General features: G+C 39.9%; 13 protein-coding genes. 9 read left to right on the top strand and 4 right to left on the bottom strand.

What is annotated here, in order from left to right; translation table 11 throughout:
- Positions 1 to 46: 46 nt before the first annotated feature.
- From HU830_RS00310 to rpsD, 4 genes are all read right to left on the bottom strand, one after another.
- Entirely contained in the window at positions 47 to 535 is a 489-nt protein-coding gene (locus HU830_RS00310; protein WP_176941823.1) for a universal stress protein, read from the bottom strand.
- Positions 536 to 608: 73 nt separating this feature from the next.
- Positions 609 to 887, bottom strand: a complete 279-nt coding sequence (locus HU830_RS00315) for a hypothetical protein (protein WP_176941824.1) — start codon at positions 885 to 887, stop codon at positions 609 to 611.
- Positions 888 to 897: 10 nt separating this feature from the next.
- The gene (locus tag HU830_RS00320; protein WP_176941825.1) at positions 898 to 2,175 is read right to left on the bottom strand and encodes a replication-associated recombination protein A; all 1,278 of its coding nucleotides are present in this window, start codon (positions 2,173 to 2,175) and stop codon (positions 898 to 900) included.
- A gap of 75 nt (positions 2,176 to 2,250) precedes the next feature.
- Positions 2,251 to 2,862 (bottom strand): 30S ribosomal protein S4, encoded by a 612-nt coding sequence (gene rpsD, locus HU830_RS00325; RefSeq protein ID WP_176941826.1) that lies wholly within the window; start codon positions 2,860 to 2,862, stop codon positions 2,251 to 2,253.
- 303 nt (positions 2,863 to 3,165) lie between these two features.
- On the opposite strand from rpsD, the gene HU830_RS00330 reads away from it, so the two are divergent.
- From HU830_RS00330 to mreD, 9 genes are all read left to right on the top strand, one after another.
- Entirely contained in the window at positions 3,166 to 4,866 is a 1,701-nt protein-coding gene (locus HU830_RS00330; RefSeq protein WP_176941827.1) for a septation ring formation regulator EzrA, read from the top strand.
- 43 nt (positions 4,867 to 4,909) lie between these two features.
- The gene (locus HU830_RS00335; protein ID WP_176941828.1) at positions 4,910 to 6,055 is read left to right on the top strand and encodes a cysteine desulfurase family protein; all 1,146 of its coding nucleotides are present in this window, start codon (positions 4,910 to 4,912) and stop codon (positions 6,053 to 6,055) included.
- A gap of 12 nt (positions 6,056 to 6,067) precedes the next feature.
- Positions 6,068 to 7,285 (top strand): tRNA uracil 4-sulfurtransferase ThiI, encoded by a 1,218-nt coding sequence (thiI, locus tag HU830_RS00340; protein ID WP_176941829.1) that lies wholly within the window; start codon positions 6,068 to 6,070, stop codon positions 7,283 to 7,285.
- Positions 7,286 to 7,590: 305 nt separating this feature from the next.
- Positions 7,591 to 10,236, top strand: coding sequence for a valine--tRNA ligase (locus HU830_RS00345; RefSeq protein WP_176941830.1), 2,646 nt, complete (start codon positions 7,591 to 7,593; stop codon positions 10,234 to 10,236).
- 89 nt (positions 10,237 to 10,325) lie between these two features.
- Positions 10,326 to 11,606 (top strand): bifunctional folylpolyglutamate synthase/dihydrofolate synthase, encoded by a 1,281-nt coding sequence (locus tag HU830_RS00350; RefSeq protein WP_176941831.1) that lies wholly within the window; start codon positions 10,326 to 10,328, stop codon positions 11,604 to 11,606.
- A 42-nt stretch (positions 11,607 to 11,648) separates the two neighbouring features.
- Positions 11,649 to 12,296, top strand: a complete 648-nt coding sequence (locus HU830_RS00355) for a JAB domain-containing protein (protein ID WP_176941832.1) — start codon at positions 11,649 to 11,651, stop codon at positions 12,294 to 12,296.
- A gap of 79 nt (positions 12,297 to 12,375) precedes the next feature.
- Positions 12,376 to 13,377 carry a rod shape-determining protein gene (locus tag HU830_RS00360; RefSeq protein WP_176941833.1) on the top strand — a complete coding sequence of 334 codons (1,002 nt, stop codon included), beginning with the start codon at positions 12,376 to 12,378 and terminating at the stop codon, positions 13,375 to 13,377.
- 39 nt (positions 13,378 to 13,416) lie between these two features.
- A complete protein-coding gene (mreC, locus tag HU830_RS00365; protein ID WP_176941834.1) occupies positions 13,417 to 14,277 on the top strand; it encodes a rod shape-determining protein MreC in 861 nt (286 codons plus the stop codon).
- On the top strand, positions 14,270 to 14,800 hold the full coding sequence (mreD, locus tag HU830_RS09120; RefSeq protein ID WP_176941835.1) for a rod shape-determining protein MreD: 531 nt from the start codon (positions 14,270 to 14,272) through the stop codon (positions 14,798 to 14,800). Before mreC ends, mreD begins: the two co-directional genes overlap by 8 nt.
- The last annotated feature ends 6 nt before the right edge of the window (positions 14,801 to 14,806 follow it).

Raw genomic sequence — 14,806 nt, forward strand, 5'->3', positions numbered from 1 at the left:
AGGCGAAGAGAAATTTCTTCACCTTTTTGGAATTATTTTTTTAAAGTTATTTTTTATCTTTAGTTTTCGGTTGTTTTTGAAGAGGATGACCTTCATTATCCGTCCGAACGACTAAAACATCACAAGGAGCGTTTCGCGTAACAAATTCGGTTACTGATCCAATTAATAAGCGTTCAACAGCATTAAGTCCAGTTGCCCCAAGCATAATCAAGTCAATCTTGTTTCTCTTCGGGTAGTCACTGGCAATTGTTAACTTGGGCGCCCCATATTCAATCTTAGTTACAATTTTTGAAACACCCTGGACTTTAATTTGTTCCACATATTCTTCCAAAGCCTTCCGCGAGGTTGAAGTAACTTGTTCCACCATTGAAGAATCAAAACTAGAAACATCTTGAAATGCTCGAGTATCAATAACATGTAAGATGTGTAAAGTTGAATTATTACGCTTAACGATTTCAATTGCTTTTTGTAAGGCCATTTCTGATTCATAAGAACCGTCCATAGCTACCAGAACATTATTATATTGCTGTAACATCAGAACACCTCCACACTTTTACTGACTCTAGTTTAAACCTTTTTAGTTCAAAAGGCATCAATTCTTCTCTAGTTTAACCCCAGCAGGCAATAAAAACTGCAAATAAGCCGACAATTAAGCTTCCAGCTACCAATGTAATTAGATTTAATTCTAAACTTCCGATAAACAGAATAATAATCCCAATTATCCCAACAATAATTAATAGGCAGGCAGTAATTGTCATTAAACGCTGAATAGCTTTGAGATTATGAGGTTGGTAAATAAAGAAGGGTTGCTCACGATTGAAGAGCAGGAAGGTTCCCAGAATAAAAAGAATCAGAATGAATAAAGCAATCAGTAATTTGATCAGCATGCTCTCAACCTCATTTTTTGTTTTGTAAGTTACTTAAATTGTGATATGTCTTTTTTAGGGCAGTCTCGTAATTACCATTGGTTTTTGGTTGGTAATAATGAGTTCCTTGTAAATTAAGGGGTAAATACTGTTGGGCGACCCAATCATTTTGATAATCATGGGGGTATTGGTAACCAACTCCATGTTGAAGTTCTTGGGCACCTTGGTAATGACTATCTTTAAGATAGTCGGGAATGGCGGCGTTAGGATGCTTTTTGAGGTCACTTAAAGCGGCATCAATTGCTTGCAAACCTGAGTTTGATTTGGGACTCAGACAAAGTTCAATAACCGCATCAGCTAAGGGGATCCGCGCTTCTGGAAGGCCTACTTGGGTCGCAACTTGGCAAGCCAAAGTGGTTCTTTGACAAAGACTAGGGTTAGCTAAACCAATATCCTCATACGCACAAACCAATAGACGCCGGATGATACTTTTTAAATCGCCGGCCGCCACTAGGCGAGCCAAATAATGTAAAGCGGCATCGGTATCACTACCGCGAATTGATTTTTGGAAAGCTGAAATGACATCATAGTGGCCATCGCCGTTTTTGTCAGAGGTTAGATATCTCTTCTGGAGCGACTCCTCGATGATCTGTTGGTCAAGGTGAATTTGATCTTGAGCATCTGTTGGAGTTGATTTAACAGCTAATTCAAGGCCGTTGAGGGCACTACGTAAATCGCCTCCGGAAGCATGAGTTAAAAGTTCCCAAGCTTGAGGGGTTAGTTGGACTTGATATTGACCTAAACCACGTTTGGGATCTTTGAGAGCCTTTTCCAAAGCCAATTTAATATCGGTTGCAGTTAGGGGGTGAAGTTCAAAAATCTGAGTTCGACTCCGTACGGCGGGATTAATTGCTAAATAGGGATTTTCGGTGGTTGCTCCAATTAAGATAATTTGACCATTCTCTAGGAGAGGTAATAAAAAATCTTGTTTAGCTTTATCCAGACGATGAATTTCGTCTAATAACAAGATTACTCGACCACTAAGTTTAGCTTCTTCAGCAACGATTTGTAAATCCTTTTTGGAGTCCGTCGCGGCATTCAACTTGCGAAAGGCATATTTAGTACTTCCGGCGATGGCGCTAGCAATACTAGTTTTACCAGTCCCCGGAGGACCGTAAAGGATCATTGAAGAAAGTGATTTTGCTTCGACCATGCGTCGAATAATTTTGTGAGGACCAACGAGTTCTTGCTGGCCAACGACCTCATCCAAATTTTGAGGTTGCATTCGGTAAGCCAAAGGTTGTTGCATAGGAGCCTCCTTTAGAGAAAGCTAATTTGAGGTAAAAGAAAAGCAACCCGAAGGTTGCTCCACGATTGGAAAAAATTACAGAATTTGGTTGTAAAATTCAACAACTAAGGATTCATCAATTTCTGGTTCTAATTCATCCCGTTGTGGTAAACGAATTAATTTTCCAGTTAATTGATCAGCATCAAATTCAACGAAAGCTGGTCGAGCAACATTAGCTTCTAGAGCTTCCTTGACAACTTGTAAATCTTTAGAACGTTCACGTAAAGAAATAACTTGACCAGGTTTTACTTCGTAAGAAGGAATGTCAACCCGTTTGCCATCAACAGTAATATGACCATGATTAACTAATTGACGAGCTTGTGCCCGGGTAACTGCTAAACCTAAACGATAAACAACATTATCCAAACGAGCTTCGAGTAAAGCCATGAAGTTTTCACCATGCTTACCTTCTCTAATTTTGCCGGCCCGCATGAAAGTATTTCTGAATTGACGTTCGTTTAAACCATACATTAAACGCAATTTTTGCTTTTCATGTAATTGGGTACCGTATTCGGATAACTTATTACGGCTGTTCGGTCCGTGTTGACCAGGAGCATAAGGGCGACGAGCCAGTTCTTTACCGGTTCCGGATAAAGAAATTCCTAAGCGACGAGATTTTTTCCATGTTGGTCCAGTATAACGAGACATTTAAAATCCTCCAAGATCTTGTTTTGGAGTAAAATAATTAACTTGTGAGTTCAACATTCGTGCAATCCATATTACAATTTTCGCCATTTGCAGCCGGAGGTTACTAATTGAGCTTTATCTAGCTATGGTTTGTTGACGAGCTTGTCGCTCACTGCTGCAATTATTTTACACAAGTAACACAATACTTGCTTTCTTAAAGAAAGTCAATTTATATTCTCGCTTTCAAGGAACTTTCGTAACGATTGGCCATATTTTTTGTTATACTAAACTTTACTATATATGGAACTTTTTGGGGTGCTGTCAATGATAATAATTATTGTTCTTGTTCTGGTCTTCTTAGTCTTAGGTGGAGGTATTATTTATTTTTACCAAAAAAATAATACCTTAATTGATCAAGTGAGTGAGAATCTAGAACAATTGATCCAATTACAGTTGGGTGAGCAATTAACGCAAATTAAAAAGCAAAAACTTGCAGGTCTGAGCTTGGAAAAATATCAAGCTTATCAGACCCAGTATCAAAATTTAACGGAGAAGCAGCTGCCACAAGAACAGGAGAAGTTGTTAGCTGCTTCGGAACAAAATATCAGTTTTAGAGTTTTGACAGCTTACCGGTCGTTACAAAAATTGGCGCAAGAAGTTCAAAAGCAACTTAAATTGATTGCTAAGATTCAAGCGGGCTTGGATGTTTTATCTCAAAGTCTAATCCAAGTCCAGACTGATTTAACGCAACTCCAAAAACAGGTGAGCTTATTTAAGAAACAATTAGTTGAAAATTCTTTATTTATGGCACCTCTTAAAGTGGCCCTAGAAAGTAAATTACAGCCAATAGTGGTTCAACTCCAAAAAGCTACAGCCTTAGTTGAGCAGGGCAATCCGCTTACAGCCCAAGAGCTCTTAAAAAACCTTCAAAAAGATTTTCATAATTTACAAAAGCTATACGAACGAACACTGCAACGTCAAGAACGACTCCAGGCGGAATTTAATCCTCAGTTAGAAGAACTAGAGCGGGTAGACAAGAAGTTAAAAGGCTTGGGGATGCAATTACCAAATCCGCAAATTCCACTGGAATTACAAACAATTCGTAGCCAGATTAAACAATTAGAATCTTTACTATTGAAGTTACAGTTAGCCCACTTTGATCGTTTAGAAAAGGAGATTTTACAACATTTAGACCAGTTATATGATCGAATTGCCAGCGAGTGGCGTTTAAAGAAAAAAGTTCGAGTCGGACAACCAATTTTAGGTGATTTTCTCCAGCATGCTCAAGCGCAAGGTCGACGTTTGGCCCAGGAAATGGTCCGTCTGCGGCAACAATATGTTTTAAAACTTGCTGATCAAGAACGAGCCCAAACCTGTCAACAACAATTGATTGAGATTCAAGCCGTTTATCAGCAGCAACTTAAGTATTTAAAAGCTCCGCAAGTAATTTATTCTCAAGTTTGGCAACAATTTCAGAAAATGAATCGGAATTTAACGCAAATTGAAACTCAACAGCAACAAATTCAGGAGCATTTAGGGGCTTTGAAGGTCGGCTACCAGGACCTGCAACAGCAAACTCAAGCCTTGATTCAAGAGCTTGATCGTTTACAAAGGAAATTAGTTCTTTTACATCTTCCAGGTCTACCAAGTCAGTATCAAGTTCAGTATCGAGAAGCTGAGCAGAAGGTGCAACGACTCCAAGCCCAATTGGGACAAGATCCTGTGGACGTATTTAAGTTACAAGAGCAATGTACAAAGGCCCAAAAGTTATTAACAGTTTTAACGGCCACTAATCGGCAGCTGATTGAGGATATTCAAACTACCAGTCTTCTGTTACAATATGCTAATAGATATATCAATGATTTACCGGAAGTCAAACAGGCAGCACAAAAAGCTCAGCAAGTTTGCGAACAAGAACATGATTATCACCAAGCACGGCAAATTATTGCGCAAGCTTTGGATCAGGCCGAACCCGGAGCCGTAGAACGGATTCAAAAATTACAACAAAATGAAGTCCAACCTTAGCCGGAAGGCTTTTTTGTTTGGAATTATAGAAGAGGAAAAAATCATGATTTATTTTGACAATAGTGCAACGACTTTAATTTCGCCGACTGTCTTGGAAAGCTACAATCAAGTAAGTGAAAAATTTTTTGGAAATCCCTCCAGTTTGCATCGTTTAGGTGATCAAGCTCAACAAGTTCTAACTTCTGCCCGGCAACAAATTGCAGACCTTTTACACTGTGAACCGGAAGAAATCTTTTTTACCAGTGGTGGAAGTGAAGGCGACAACTGGATTATTAAAGGAACAGCTCTCGAAAAAAGAAAGTTTGGTCGTCATATTATTACGACGGCTATTGAACATCCGGCTGTGGCTAATAGTGTTCGGCAATTAGAAAAATTGGGTTATGAAATTACCGATCTGCCTGTCGACCATCAAGGACATATTGATCCTCATGACCTTGCTCAGGCTTTACGAGCTGAGACAATTTTAGTTTCTATCATGGCGGTTAATAACGAGGTTGGGTCCATTCAGCCTTTGACAGAAGCTGCCCGGATCCTCGATGATTATCCGACTGTTCATTTTCACGTCGATGCAGTCCAAGCTGTGGGGAAGGGACTAGAGCAGGTATTACAAGATCCACGCATTGATTTTTTGACTTTTTCTGGACATAAGTTTCATGCTCCTCGGGGAGTAGGTTTTATTTATGCTAAAAAAGGTCGGAAAATCGCCCCTTTGATTAGTGGCGGCGGACAAGAACATAATTGGCGATCCGGAACGGAAAATGTGGCGGCGATTGCCGCCATGGCCAAGGCTTTCCGTTTAGCTAAAAGTGATCTTCCCGGAAAGATTGAACGGCAAAATCAATTGCGGAAACTTTTGATTGAACATCTGGAGACCTTGCCTAATGTGCGGGTGTTTTCTCAACTAGATGCCACTTTTGCGCCCCATGTGGTTTGTTTCGCGATCCGGGGAGTCCGAGGAGAAACTTTAGTGCATACTTTTGAACAACACGAAATATATTTGTCAACGACTAGTGCTTGTTCTTCGCGAAACGGGACGGAATCAATTACCCTCCAGGCAATGCATGTTCCTGATCAATGGGCAACTAGCGCGATTCGCGTCAGTTTGGATGAGAATAATACCCTTGCAGAAATGGAAGAATTTATTAAAGTTTTGGATCAAATCCATCAACATTTTCAAATTTTAAATTAAAGGGAGCTTGAGATGCAATATACAGAAATTATGGTGCGCTATGGTGAATTATCAACCAAGGGGAAGAATCGACGCAGTTTTATTGACCGTCTCCACGGAAATGTTGAAAAAGTTCTCCATCCTTTTCCGACGGTTCGGATTCATCCCAAAAGAGATCGGATGCACTTGGAATTAAATGGAGCCGATGCTCAGGCCGTGATGGATCGCTTGCAGGTCGTTTTTGGAATTCAAAGTTATTCTCCCAGTATTAAAATCGCCAAAGAGATGCCAGCAATTAAGGAATTAGCTTTAGCTTTAGTCCAAGAGCAATATCAAACTGGGAAAACCTTTAAAATTGCGACTAAAAGAGCGGATCATCAGTTTGCCTATGATACTAACCAGATTAACTTAGCCATTGGGGACTATATTAGTGACCAAATTCCCGAAATTAAAGCTGAAATGCGCCACCCAGACATTAAAATTCAAATTGAGATTCGAATGGATGGTGCTTATCTAACCAGTCACACTTATCGCGGGAGTGCTGGTTTACCGGTTGGAACTGCGGGGAAGGCCATGTTGATGTTGTCGGGAGGAATTGACTCTCCTGTTGCCGGCTATCTGGCTATGAAACGGGGGGTCGAGATTGAAATGGTTCATTTCTATAGTCCGCCCTATACTAGTGAACATGCTCTTCAAAAGGCTCAAGAATTAACGGCTAAATTGGCTTCTTATACCGGTCAGATCAAATTTATTCAAGTACCATTTACTGAAATTCAAGAAACAATTAAACAACAAGTGCCAGAAGGTTACTTGATGACCATTCAACGCCGGTTAATGTTACGCTTGACTGATTTAATTCGCCAAAAGCGCCAGGCTTTAGCAATCTTCAATGGAGAATCAGTGGGTCAAGTGGCTTCCCAAACTTTAGAAAGCATGGCGGCCATCAATGCGGTGACGACTACGCCAATTATTCGTCCAGTGGCCACGATGGATAAAACGGAAATCATTGCTTTGGCTGAAAAAATCGACACTTTTGATTTATCCATTCAGCCGTTTGAAGATTGTTGTACTATTTTTGCGCCTACCCGGCCGCGAACCAAGCCACGCTTAGATAAGGCGGCCCAGTATGAAGCCCAGTTAGATTTAGATACTTTATTAAAAAATGCTCTAGACAAGATTGAAATCACTAATATCAGCCTTGAAAGTCATTTTTTGGAAGCTCCGAACGAAGAAATTCAGGCTTTATTGTAATTATCAATTGACGCTGAGCCGATTTTTAACTATGATGGAAACAATATTAAGTGTTGATCAAGAGGTCTAAGTTTAAATCTTGGAACAGAGACAACTACATTGCTGAAAGTTAGTTGCCAAGATGAATTTAGTTGTAGCTTGGGAGCTGCCATAATTGGCCGGGAATACCGATATCAAGTTGAGATACTCTGCTGTAATATTTTTAAAAGCAGCAAGGTAATTTAGGTGGTACCGCGTATACCCACATTCGTCCTAATAATTATTAGGGCTTTTTTTGTTTAGAAAATTTTAAAGGAGTTGCTGAAATGACTACTAAAACTGAAATGTCAGCAAAATACAATCATCAAGAAGTAGAATCAGGCCGCTATGAACAATGGGTCCAGGCAGGTTTATTTAAACCCAATGGTGATAAAAAAGCCCATCCTTATTCAATCGTTATTCCACCACCGAATGTAACGGGAAAATTACATTTAGGTCATGCTTGGGATACCACGATTCAAGATATTTTGATTCGCCAAAAAAGAATGCAAGGTTTCGATACTTTATACTTGCCGGGAATGGACCATGCGGGAATTGCGACTCAGGCCAAAGTTGAAGCTAAATTGCGGACTGAAGGAAAAACCCGTTATGATTTAGGTCGAAAAGAATTTGTGGCAGAAGTTTGGCGGTGGAAAGAAGAATATGCTCAAATTATTCGCCAACAGTGGGCCAAAATGGGTCTTTCAGTTGACTATTCTCGGGAACGTTTTACCTTAGATGAGGGACTTTCTCGAGCCGTTCGGAAAGTTTTTGTGGAATTATATAACAAAGACTTAATTTATCGGGGCGAGTATATTATTAACTGGGATCCAGAATTAAAGACCGCCTTATCTGATATTGAAGTGGAACATAAGGATGATCAAGGAGCTTTTTATCATGTTAAATATCCTTTAGCTGATGGTTCAGGTTTCGTTGAAATTGCAACGACCCGTCCCGAAACAATGCCCGGGGATGTCGCAATTGCGGTTCATCCGGGAGATTCACGTTATCAAGATTTGATCGGAAAAGAGGCTATTTTGCCTCTCTTTGGTCGGAAGTTGCCAATTATTGAAGATCAGTACGTTGATCCAGAGTTTGGAACTGGCTTAGTTAAAATCACCCCAGCCCATGACCCTAATGACTTCAAAGTGGGTAATCGCCATGATCTTGAACGGATCAATGTCATGAATGATGATGGAACGATGAATGAAAATGCCGGAGCTTACGCTGGTTTAGATCGTTTCGTCGCTCGGAAACAGATGGTACAAGATTTACAAGATCAAGGTTATATGTTAAAGGTAGAGCCGATTGTCCATAGTGTTGGCCATTCAGAACGCTCAGGTGTTCAGGTAGAACCCCGTTTGTCTAAACAATGGTTTGTGAAGATGCAGCCTTTGGCCGAAATGACTTTGAAGAATCAGACTACAGCAGGAAAGGTTAACTTTGTTCCAGAACGTTTTGAAAGTACTTTCCACCAATGGATGTCAGAAGTACATGATTGGGTTATCTCTCGCCAACTTTGGTGGGGACATCGAATTCCTGCTTGGTATAATCGCCAGACAGAGGAAATGTATGTTGGTGAAGAGGCACCGCAAGATTCTGAGAATTGGGAACAAGATCCTGATGTTTTAGATACTTGGTTCTCAAGTGCTCTGTGGCCGTTTTCCACCTTAGGTTGGCCTGATACTGATGCTGCCGACTTTAAACGTTACTATCCAACTAATGCTTTAGTAACTGGCTATGACATTATTTTCTTCTGGGTTGCCCGGATGGTCTTCCAAGGACTAGAATTTACCGATCAACGTCCTTTTAAAGATGTCATTTTGCATGGTTTAATGCGTGATGAGCAAGGACGTAAGATGAGTAAGTCCTTGGGAAATGGGATCGATCCAATGGAAGTTATTGACCGTTATGGAGTTGATGCCTTACGTTGGTTCTTGGTTACCGGTTCGGCTCCAGGGCAAGATACCCGCTTTAGTTATGAAAAAGTGGCTGCGGGCTGGAACTTTATTAACAAGATTTGGAACGCCAGTCGTTTTGTAATTATGAACTTGGCTGAGACACCAGCTCCAACTAAGGTTCCAACAGGTTCGCAATTAGATTTAGCCGATCGTTGGATTTTAAATCGTTTAAATGAGACTGTTGCCCAAGTTATCCATCTTTCTGATAAGTATGAATTTGGTGAAGTTGGTCGAGCTTTGCATAACTTCATTTGGAATGATTTTTGTGATTGGTACATTGAGTTAAGTAAATCGACTCTGAATGCTTCTGATCCTCAAAGTAAAGCAAGTAAGCGGACCGTTTTAGCCTATTGTTTAGATCAGATTTTACGTTTACTGCATCCAATTATGCCCTTTGTGACCGAGAAAATTTGGTTAACAATGCCTCATGAAGGTCAATCATTGGTCGTGGCGCAATATCCAGTGGTTCACTCAGAATTGGAAGCTGCAGCTGCAGCCAAGAAGATGCAATTGTTAATTGCAACAATTAAGGCCATTCGTCAGATTCGTTCGCAAGTTAACGCTCCGCTATCGCGCCCAATTGATATTTTAATTGCGGCCCAAGACCCAGAAGTTCAAGCAGTTTTAATGGCTAATCAAGCTTATATTCAGTCTCTAGCTCATTCGAAGAAGTTAACAATTGAGCCCAAAGTGATGGCTCCGAAATTGGCTTTGACAGCGGTTATTGAAGGAGCTCAGATTTATGTTCCTTTGGCAGAATTGGTTGATTTACAGCAAGAGATTGCCCGGCAAGAAAAAGAATTAACGAGATTAGAAAAAGATGTTATCTTCTTGACGAAGAAGTTAGCTAATCCGGGATTTGTGGAACATGCTCCCGCTGAAGTGGTAGCTAAACAACGGACCAAATTAGCGGATTATCAAGCTCGTCAGGCAAAGATTAAGGCTCGGATTCAAGAACTGCAAAATGCCTAGTGGGAAGCTTATAAAATTTAAGATTGCAGAAGTTGTTACAAAATTTTATTTTGTAGCAGCTTTTTTACTAAAGAAAGGAAGCCTAGTTGATGGTTACTGATTGTCAAAGTGCTTTGGCCTATATTCATAGTTTGCCCCATTTTCATCCAGATAAGAGTTTGAATTATGTTCAACGGGCACTTGATTTTCTGGAAAACCCCCAAAATAGTTACCCGACTGTCCATGTTACCGGGACTAATGGAAAAGGGAGTGTTTGTAATTATTTAACTCATTTATTGACTGAAACAGGTTATAAAGTGGGAACCTTTATGTCTCCCTATATTCAAAACTTCAATGAGCGAATTCAAATTAATGCTCAAGCAATTAGTAACGAACAACTGGTAACTTGGACTCAGCGAATCCAGAGAGTAGTTTCTGATCTCCAAAAGAGTGATCCGGATTATTATTTAGTTGAGTTTGAATTTTTAGTAGTTTTGATGTTTGCTTTCTTTCAAGAGCAAGAAGTTGATTATGGAATTATTGAGGTGGGAATTGGGGGTAAACATGATAAGACCAATGTTATTACGCCGCAACTATCAATCATTACTAATGTTGGTCATGATCATGAAGCCCTTATTGGACCAACTTTGATCGATATTGCCCGGGAAAAATCAGGAATTATTAAAGCTCAACGGCCAGTGGTCGTTGGCGAATTAGATTCTAAAGTTCAAGATGTAATTCAAAAGAAGGCTCAAGAACTCCAAGCACCTTGGCATCAATTGACAGAAGATTTTAAGGTTGATCGAATCCAAACGCTGGATTTAGAAGCCACGCAGTTTTCTTGGCAAAATTCTCTTCGACATTTTCAAGGACAGGTTCCCTCAAGTGCTAAAACTCAAGTTTGGGATGCAGCCTTAGCCCTCGAATCCTATACCATTTTGGTGCCTGACTTTTGGGATCCTAAGCTGATTCATCGAGCTCTTAGTCAAGCAAGTTTACCAGCCCGACAACAAATCTTAGCGCAAGAACCCCTGATTATTGTCGATGGAGCTCATAATTTACCAGCGATTACCACTTTATTAGAAAATATTCGCCAGCTAGAGCCCCAAAAAAGGCTCTTAGTTTTGTATTCCGCGATGGTAGATAAAAATCGGGAAGAAATTTTGCAAGTTTTGGAGAAAATGGCAACCGAAGTTTGGATTACTACTTTTTCGGAGAATCGAGCTGCTAAGATCCAAGACTATCATTTATTAACAAAAATGAAGTATATTGAATCTTGGCCAGTAGCCTTTAAACAAGCTGTTCAAAGTTGTGATTCGGAAAGTATTTTAGTGATTTGTGGTTCACTACATTTTGCGGGTGAAATCTTAAATTTGGTTCAAGCGGACTAATTTGTTGTAATTTAAGTTAAAGCTTGAAAGTAGGGATATAGAGTGCAATTACGTGAGCGCATGCAAAGGTTTGGTGCCCAGAACTTGACGACAACTGAATTATTTGCAGTTTTAATTGGTTCTGGTACTCAGAGAAATTCGGTCTTCCAAATTGTTCAGCAAATGGCAATGATTAGTCATGATTTTACGGAAGTTCAGCAATTAACGGCCTCCAAGTTACTCCAAATTCCCGGAATTGGGCTCGCCAACCAGAGCCGAATTTTGGCATTGCTGGAATTAAATCAACGCTTAAATCGGATTCAACGCCTTCCTCCCGGGCAACCAACGACGATTACGCAAATTGGACAACATTTAGTCACAAAATATTACCAAAAAAATCAAGAGGAGTTAGTAGCCTTCTTTTTGAATCATGATCAAGCCATATTAGCGGAGCAAGTTATTTTTCGGGGAACGCTAACAACCGCGCCAGTTCAGGTTCGATCCGTTGTTGCTCCAGCTCTAAATTTACCTTGTACGACGATTGTTATTGCCCATAATCATCCCAGTGGTAATTTGCAGGCTTCAGCTGCTGATTTGAGCTTTACTCGGCAACTACAAGCGGGTTGTCGGTTGCTAGACCTTGTTTTAGCCGATCATTTAGTCATCGGTCGTGGTCATTTTCGTAGTTTGCGAACCCAGGGTCTCATCTAATTATATTTTGAATTGAATTTTTGTATGCTATAATTTAACAGAAAGTTTGAGAATCGTTACAGTTTAAGGAGATAGTGTCTTGTTTGGAATCAGATCACGTAATGTAGGAATAGATTTAGGAACAGCAAACACCATTGTATATGTTGAAGGTAAGGGGATAGTTTTACGTGAGCCTTCTGTGGTTGCTAAAAAAGTTTCAACCGGTGAAATTGTTGCTGCCGGTTCAGAAGCCCGAGCAATGATTGGGCGGACCCCGGGGGATATTAATGCAATTAGACCGATTCGTGGAGGCGTTATTGCAGACTACGATACAACGGCTTCAATGTTAAAATACTTCTTACAAAAATCAATTGGTAATGCGCATCCGAACGTGATGATTTGTGTTCCAAGTGGCGTCACAGAAGTTGAAAAGCGGGCGGTAATTGAAGCTGCACAACATGCCGGTGCTCGGGATGCTTTTTTAATTGAAGAACCATTCGCAGCCGCTATTGGTGCCGGCTTACCAGTAATGGATCCCACGGGAAGCATGGTCGTTGACATTGGCGGAGGAACAACAGATGTAGCAACTATTTCTTTAGGTGGGATTGTTTCTAGTCGTTCAATTCGGATTGCGGGTGATAAACTAGATGAATCCGTAGTGACTTATGTTCGACAAGCTTTCAATTTATTGATTGGTGAACGAACTGCGGAAGAATTAAAGATTGCCATTGGTTCGGCTTCCGTAGAAGCAGCTGCTGAACTGCCAGATATGAGCATTCGGGGACGTGATTTAATTAGTGGTCTTCCCAAAACAGTGGAGTTATCGGCTGTAGATATTGCCCAAGCAATGCATGAAAATATTGAAGAGATTGTCAGTACCATCAAGGAGACTCTGGAAGAGACTTCTCCCGAAATTGCTGCCGATATCATTGATCACGGGATCATTATGACCGGTGGGGGAGCATTATTGAATAGCTTTGCGAGTGTTATTTCTGACTCTACCAAGGTACCCGTATTTTTAGCCCAAGAAGCATTAGATTGTGTTGCTATTGGAACGGGACAATCTCTACAGAATTTGGATGTAATTCGAGACCACAAGTAAAAGCCGCCGGATGGCTTTTAATCACCAGGGAGGATTTGTATGCGGAACCTATTCTCAAATAAGAAGTTAATCATTATTATGATTGTTGTGATCATTGTTTTTGGAATGATTGCGGCTTCGGTTACCTTTAGTGATAGAAAGTCTCAGCCTAATTTCGTTCATCAAATGGCTAATGATACTTTAAAAATCACTAGTAGTGTGGTTTCGGTACCGGTTAACGGTGTCCGTAATATTGGAGATAATATTCACGATGTTTTTATTACGTATCAAGAAAATAAAAAACTAAAATCGCAATTAAATGATTTAGCGCAAGTTAAAGCCCAAATGGGGGCCTTAAAACGCGAGAATGACTCACTCAAACAGCAGATTAAACTCAATAAAACCCTGACTGATTATCACCAAATTTTAGCGGTCGTAGTTTCCCGGTCTCCCAATAATTGGCAAAACTACCTAGTTATTAATCAGGGATCGCTAGCTGGAGTTAAGAAAAATATGCCGGTCATGTCAGGTTCGGGTTTAGCTGGTCGAGTTACTGAAGTTAATCGGACTAATTCTAAAGTCAGCTTAATTTCGACGGATAAGACTTTAGCCGATAAATTTGCGGTGGAAGTTTTAACGGATGGTGAAAATAATACGACCGGAGTTATTGGCCGCTATGATTCAAAAGATGATTTATTGGTGATGACTAATGTGGCTTCACCTAAAGATATTAAAGTTGGGCAAAAAGTTGTTACTTCCGGTTTAGGTGGATTAACCCCACGGGGGTTGTACGTTGGTAAAGTAATCCGAATTAAAAAAGATGATTACGGTTTGGCTTCTTCAGTCTATGTTAAGCCGGCGACGGATTTAAATAATTTTACAGTTGTTACGGTAATTAGCCGAGATGTTGAAAATGGCTGATTTGCGAAATCGAACTACCCAATATATTGTGCAATTTTTAATTTTATTACTAGCATTTTTTCTTGATGGCTCTTTGAAAAACGTTATAAGCTTTTTTAATTTACCTACGATGCAAGTATCGCTACAATTATTACTGTTAGTATTTATTGTAGGATCACTCCACGATGCCGGTGAAGATAATCATTGGTTTTATTTTGCACTAATTATCGGAATTTTATACGATTCTTACTATTCCCATATTTTTGGATTGTATACGGTCGTTTTTCCATTGACTGTAATTGTGAATAAGCATTTAAAAAAGTATCTTCCCCATTCTTTGATTTTTGAATGGAGTGTTTACTTTATTTTTCTAACAATTTCGATGATTTATTTATATTTGGTGGGATCTTTTCTAAACTTAGTTCTGATAAATGTCAATCAGTTTATTGTTTATTGGCTCGCACCAAGTTTATTATTTAATTCCTTATTTTTTGGGGTTTTATATTTTCCATTGGCAAAGTTGAGTGATAAATTGACACATTGATTTGGG

Source organism: Bombilactobacillus apium, from assembly GCF_013385145.1.
GTDB lineage: Bacteria > Bacillota > Bacilli > Lactobacillales > Lactobacillaceae > Bombilactobacillus > Bombilactobacillus apium.

Excerpts from the sequence above, each read along its gene's own strand:
- HU830_RS00345 (WP_176941830.1), top strand. The coding sequence starts at position 7,591 with ATGACTACTAAAACTGAAATGTCAGCAAAATACAATCATCAAGAAGTA.
- HU830_RS00310 (WP_176941823.1), bottom strand. The coding sequence starts at position 535 with ATGTTACAGCAATATAATAATGTTCTGGTAGCTATGGACGGTTCTTAT.
- mreC (WP_176941834.1), top strand. The coding sequence starts at position 13,417 with ATGCGGAACCTATTCTCAAATAAGAAGTTAATCATTATTATGATTGTT.
- HU830_RS00350 (WP_176941831.1), top strand. The coding sequence starts at position 10,326 with ATGGTTACTGATTGTCAAAGTGCTTTGGCCTATATTCATAGTTTGCCC.
- thiI (WP_176941829.1), top strand. The coding sequence starts at position 6,068 with ATGCAATATACAGAAATTATGGTGCGCTATGGTGAATTATCAACCAAG.
- HU830_RS00315 (WP_176941824.1), bottom strand. The coding sequence starts at position 887 with ATGCTGATCAAATTACTGATTGCTTTATTCATTCTGATTCTTTTTATT.
- rpsD (WP_176941826.1), bottom strand. The coding sequence starts at position 2,862 with ATGTCTCGTTATACTGGACCAACATGGAAAAAATCTCGTCGCTTAGGA.
- HU830_RS00330 (WP_176941827.1), top strand. The coding sequence starts at position 3,166 with ATGATAATAATTATTGTTCTTGTTCTGGTCTTCTTAGTCTTAGGTGGA.
- mreD (WP_176941835.1), top strand. The coding sequence starts at position 14,270 with ATGGCTGATTTGCGAAATCGAACTACCCAATATATTGTGCAATTTTTA.
- HU830_RS00320 (WP_176941825.1), bottom strand. The coding sequence starts at position 2,175 with ATGCAACAACCTTTGGCTTACCGAATGCAACCTCAAAATTTGGATGAG.
- HU830_RS00335 (WP_176941828.1), top strand. The coding sequence starts at position 4,910 with ATGATTTATTTTGACAATAGTGCAACGACTTTAATTTCGCCGACTGTC.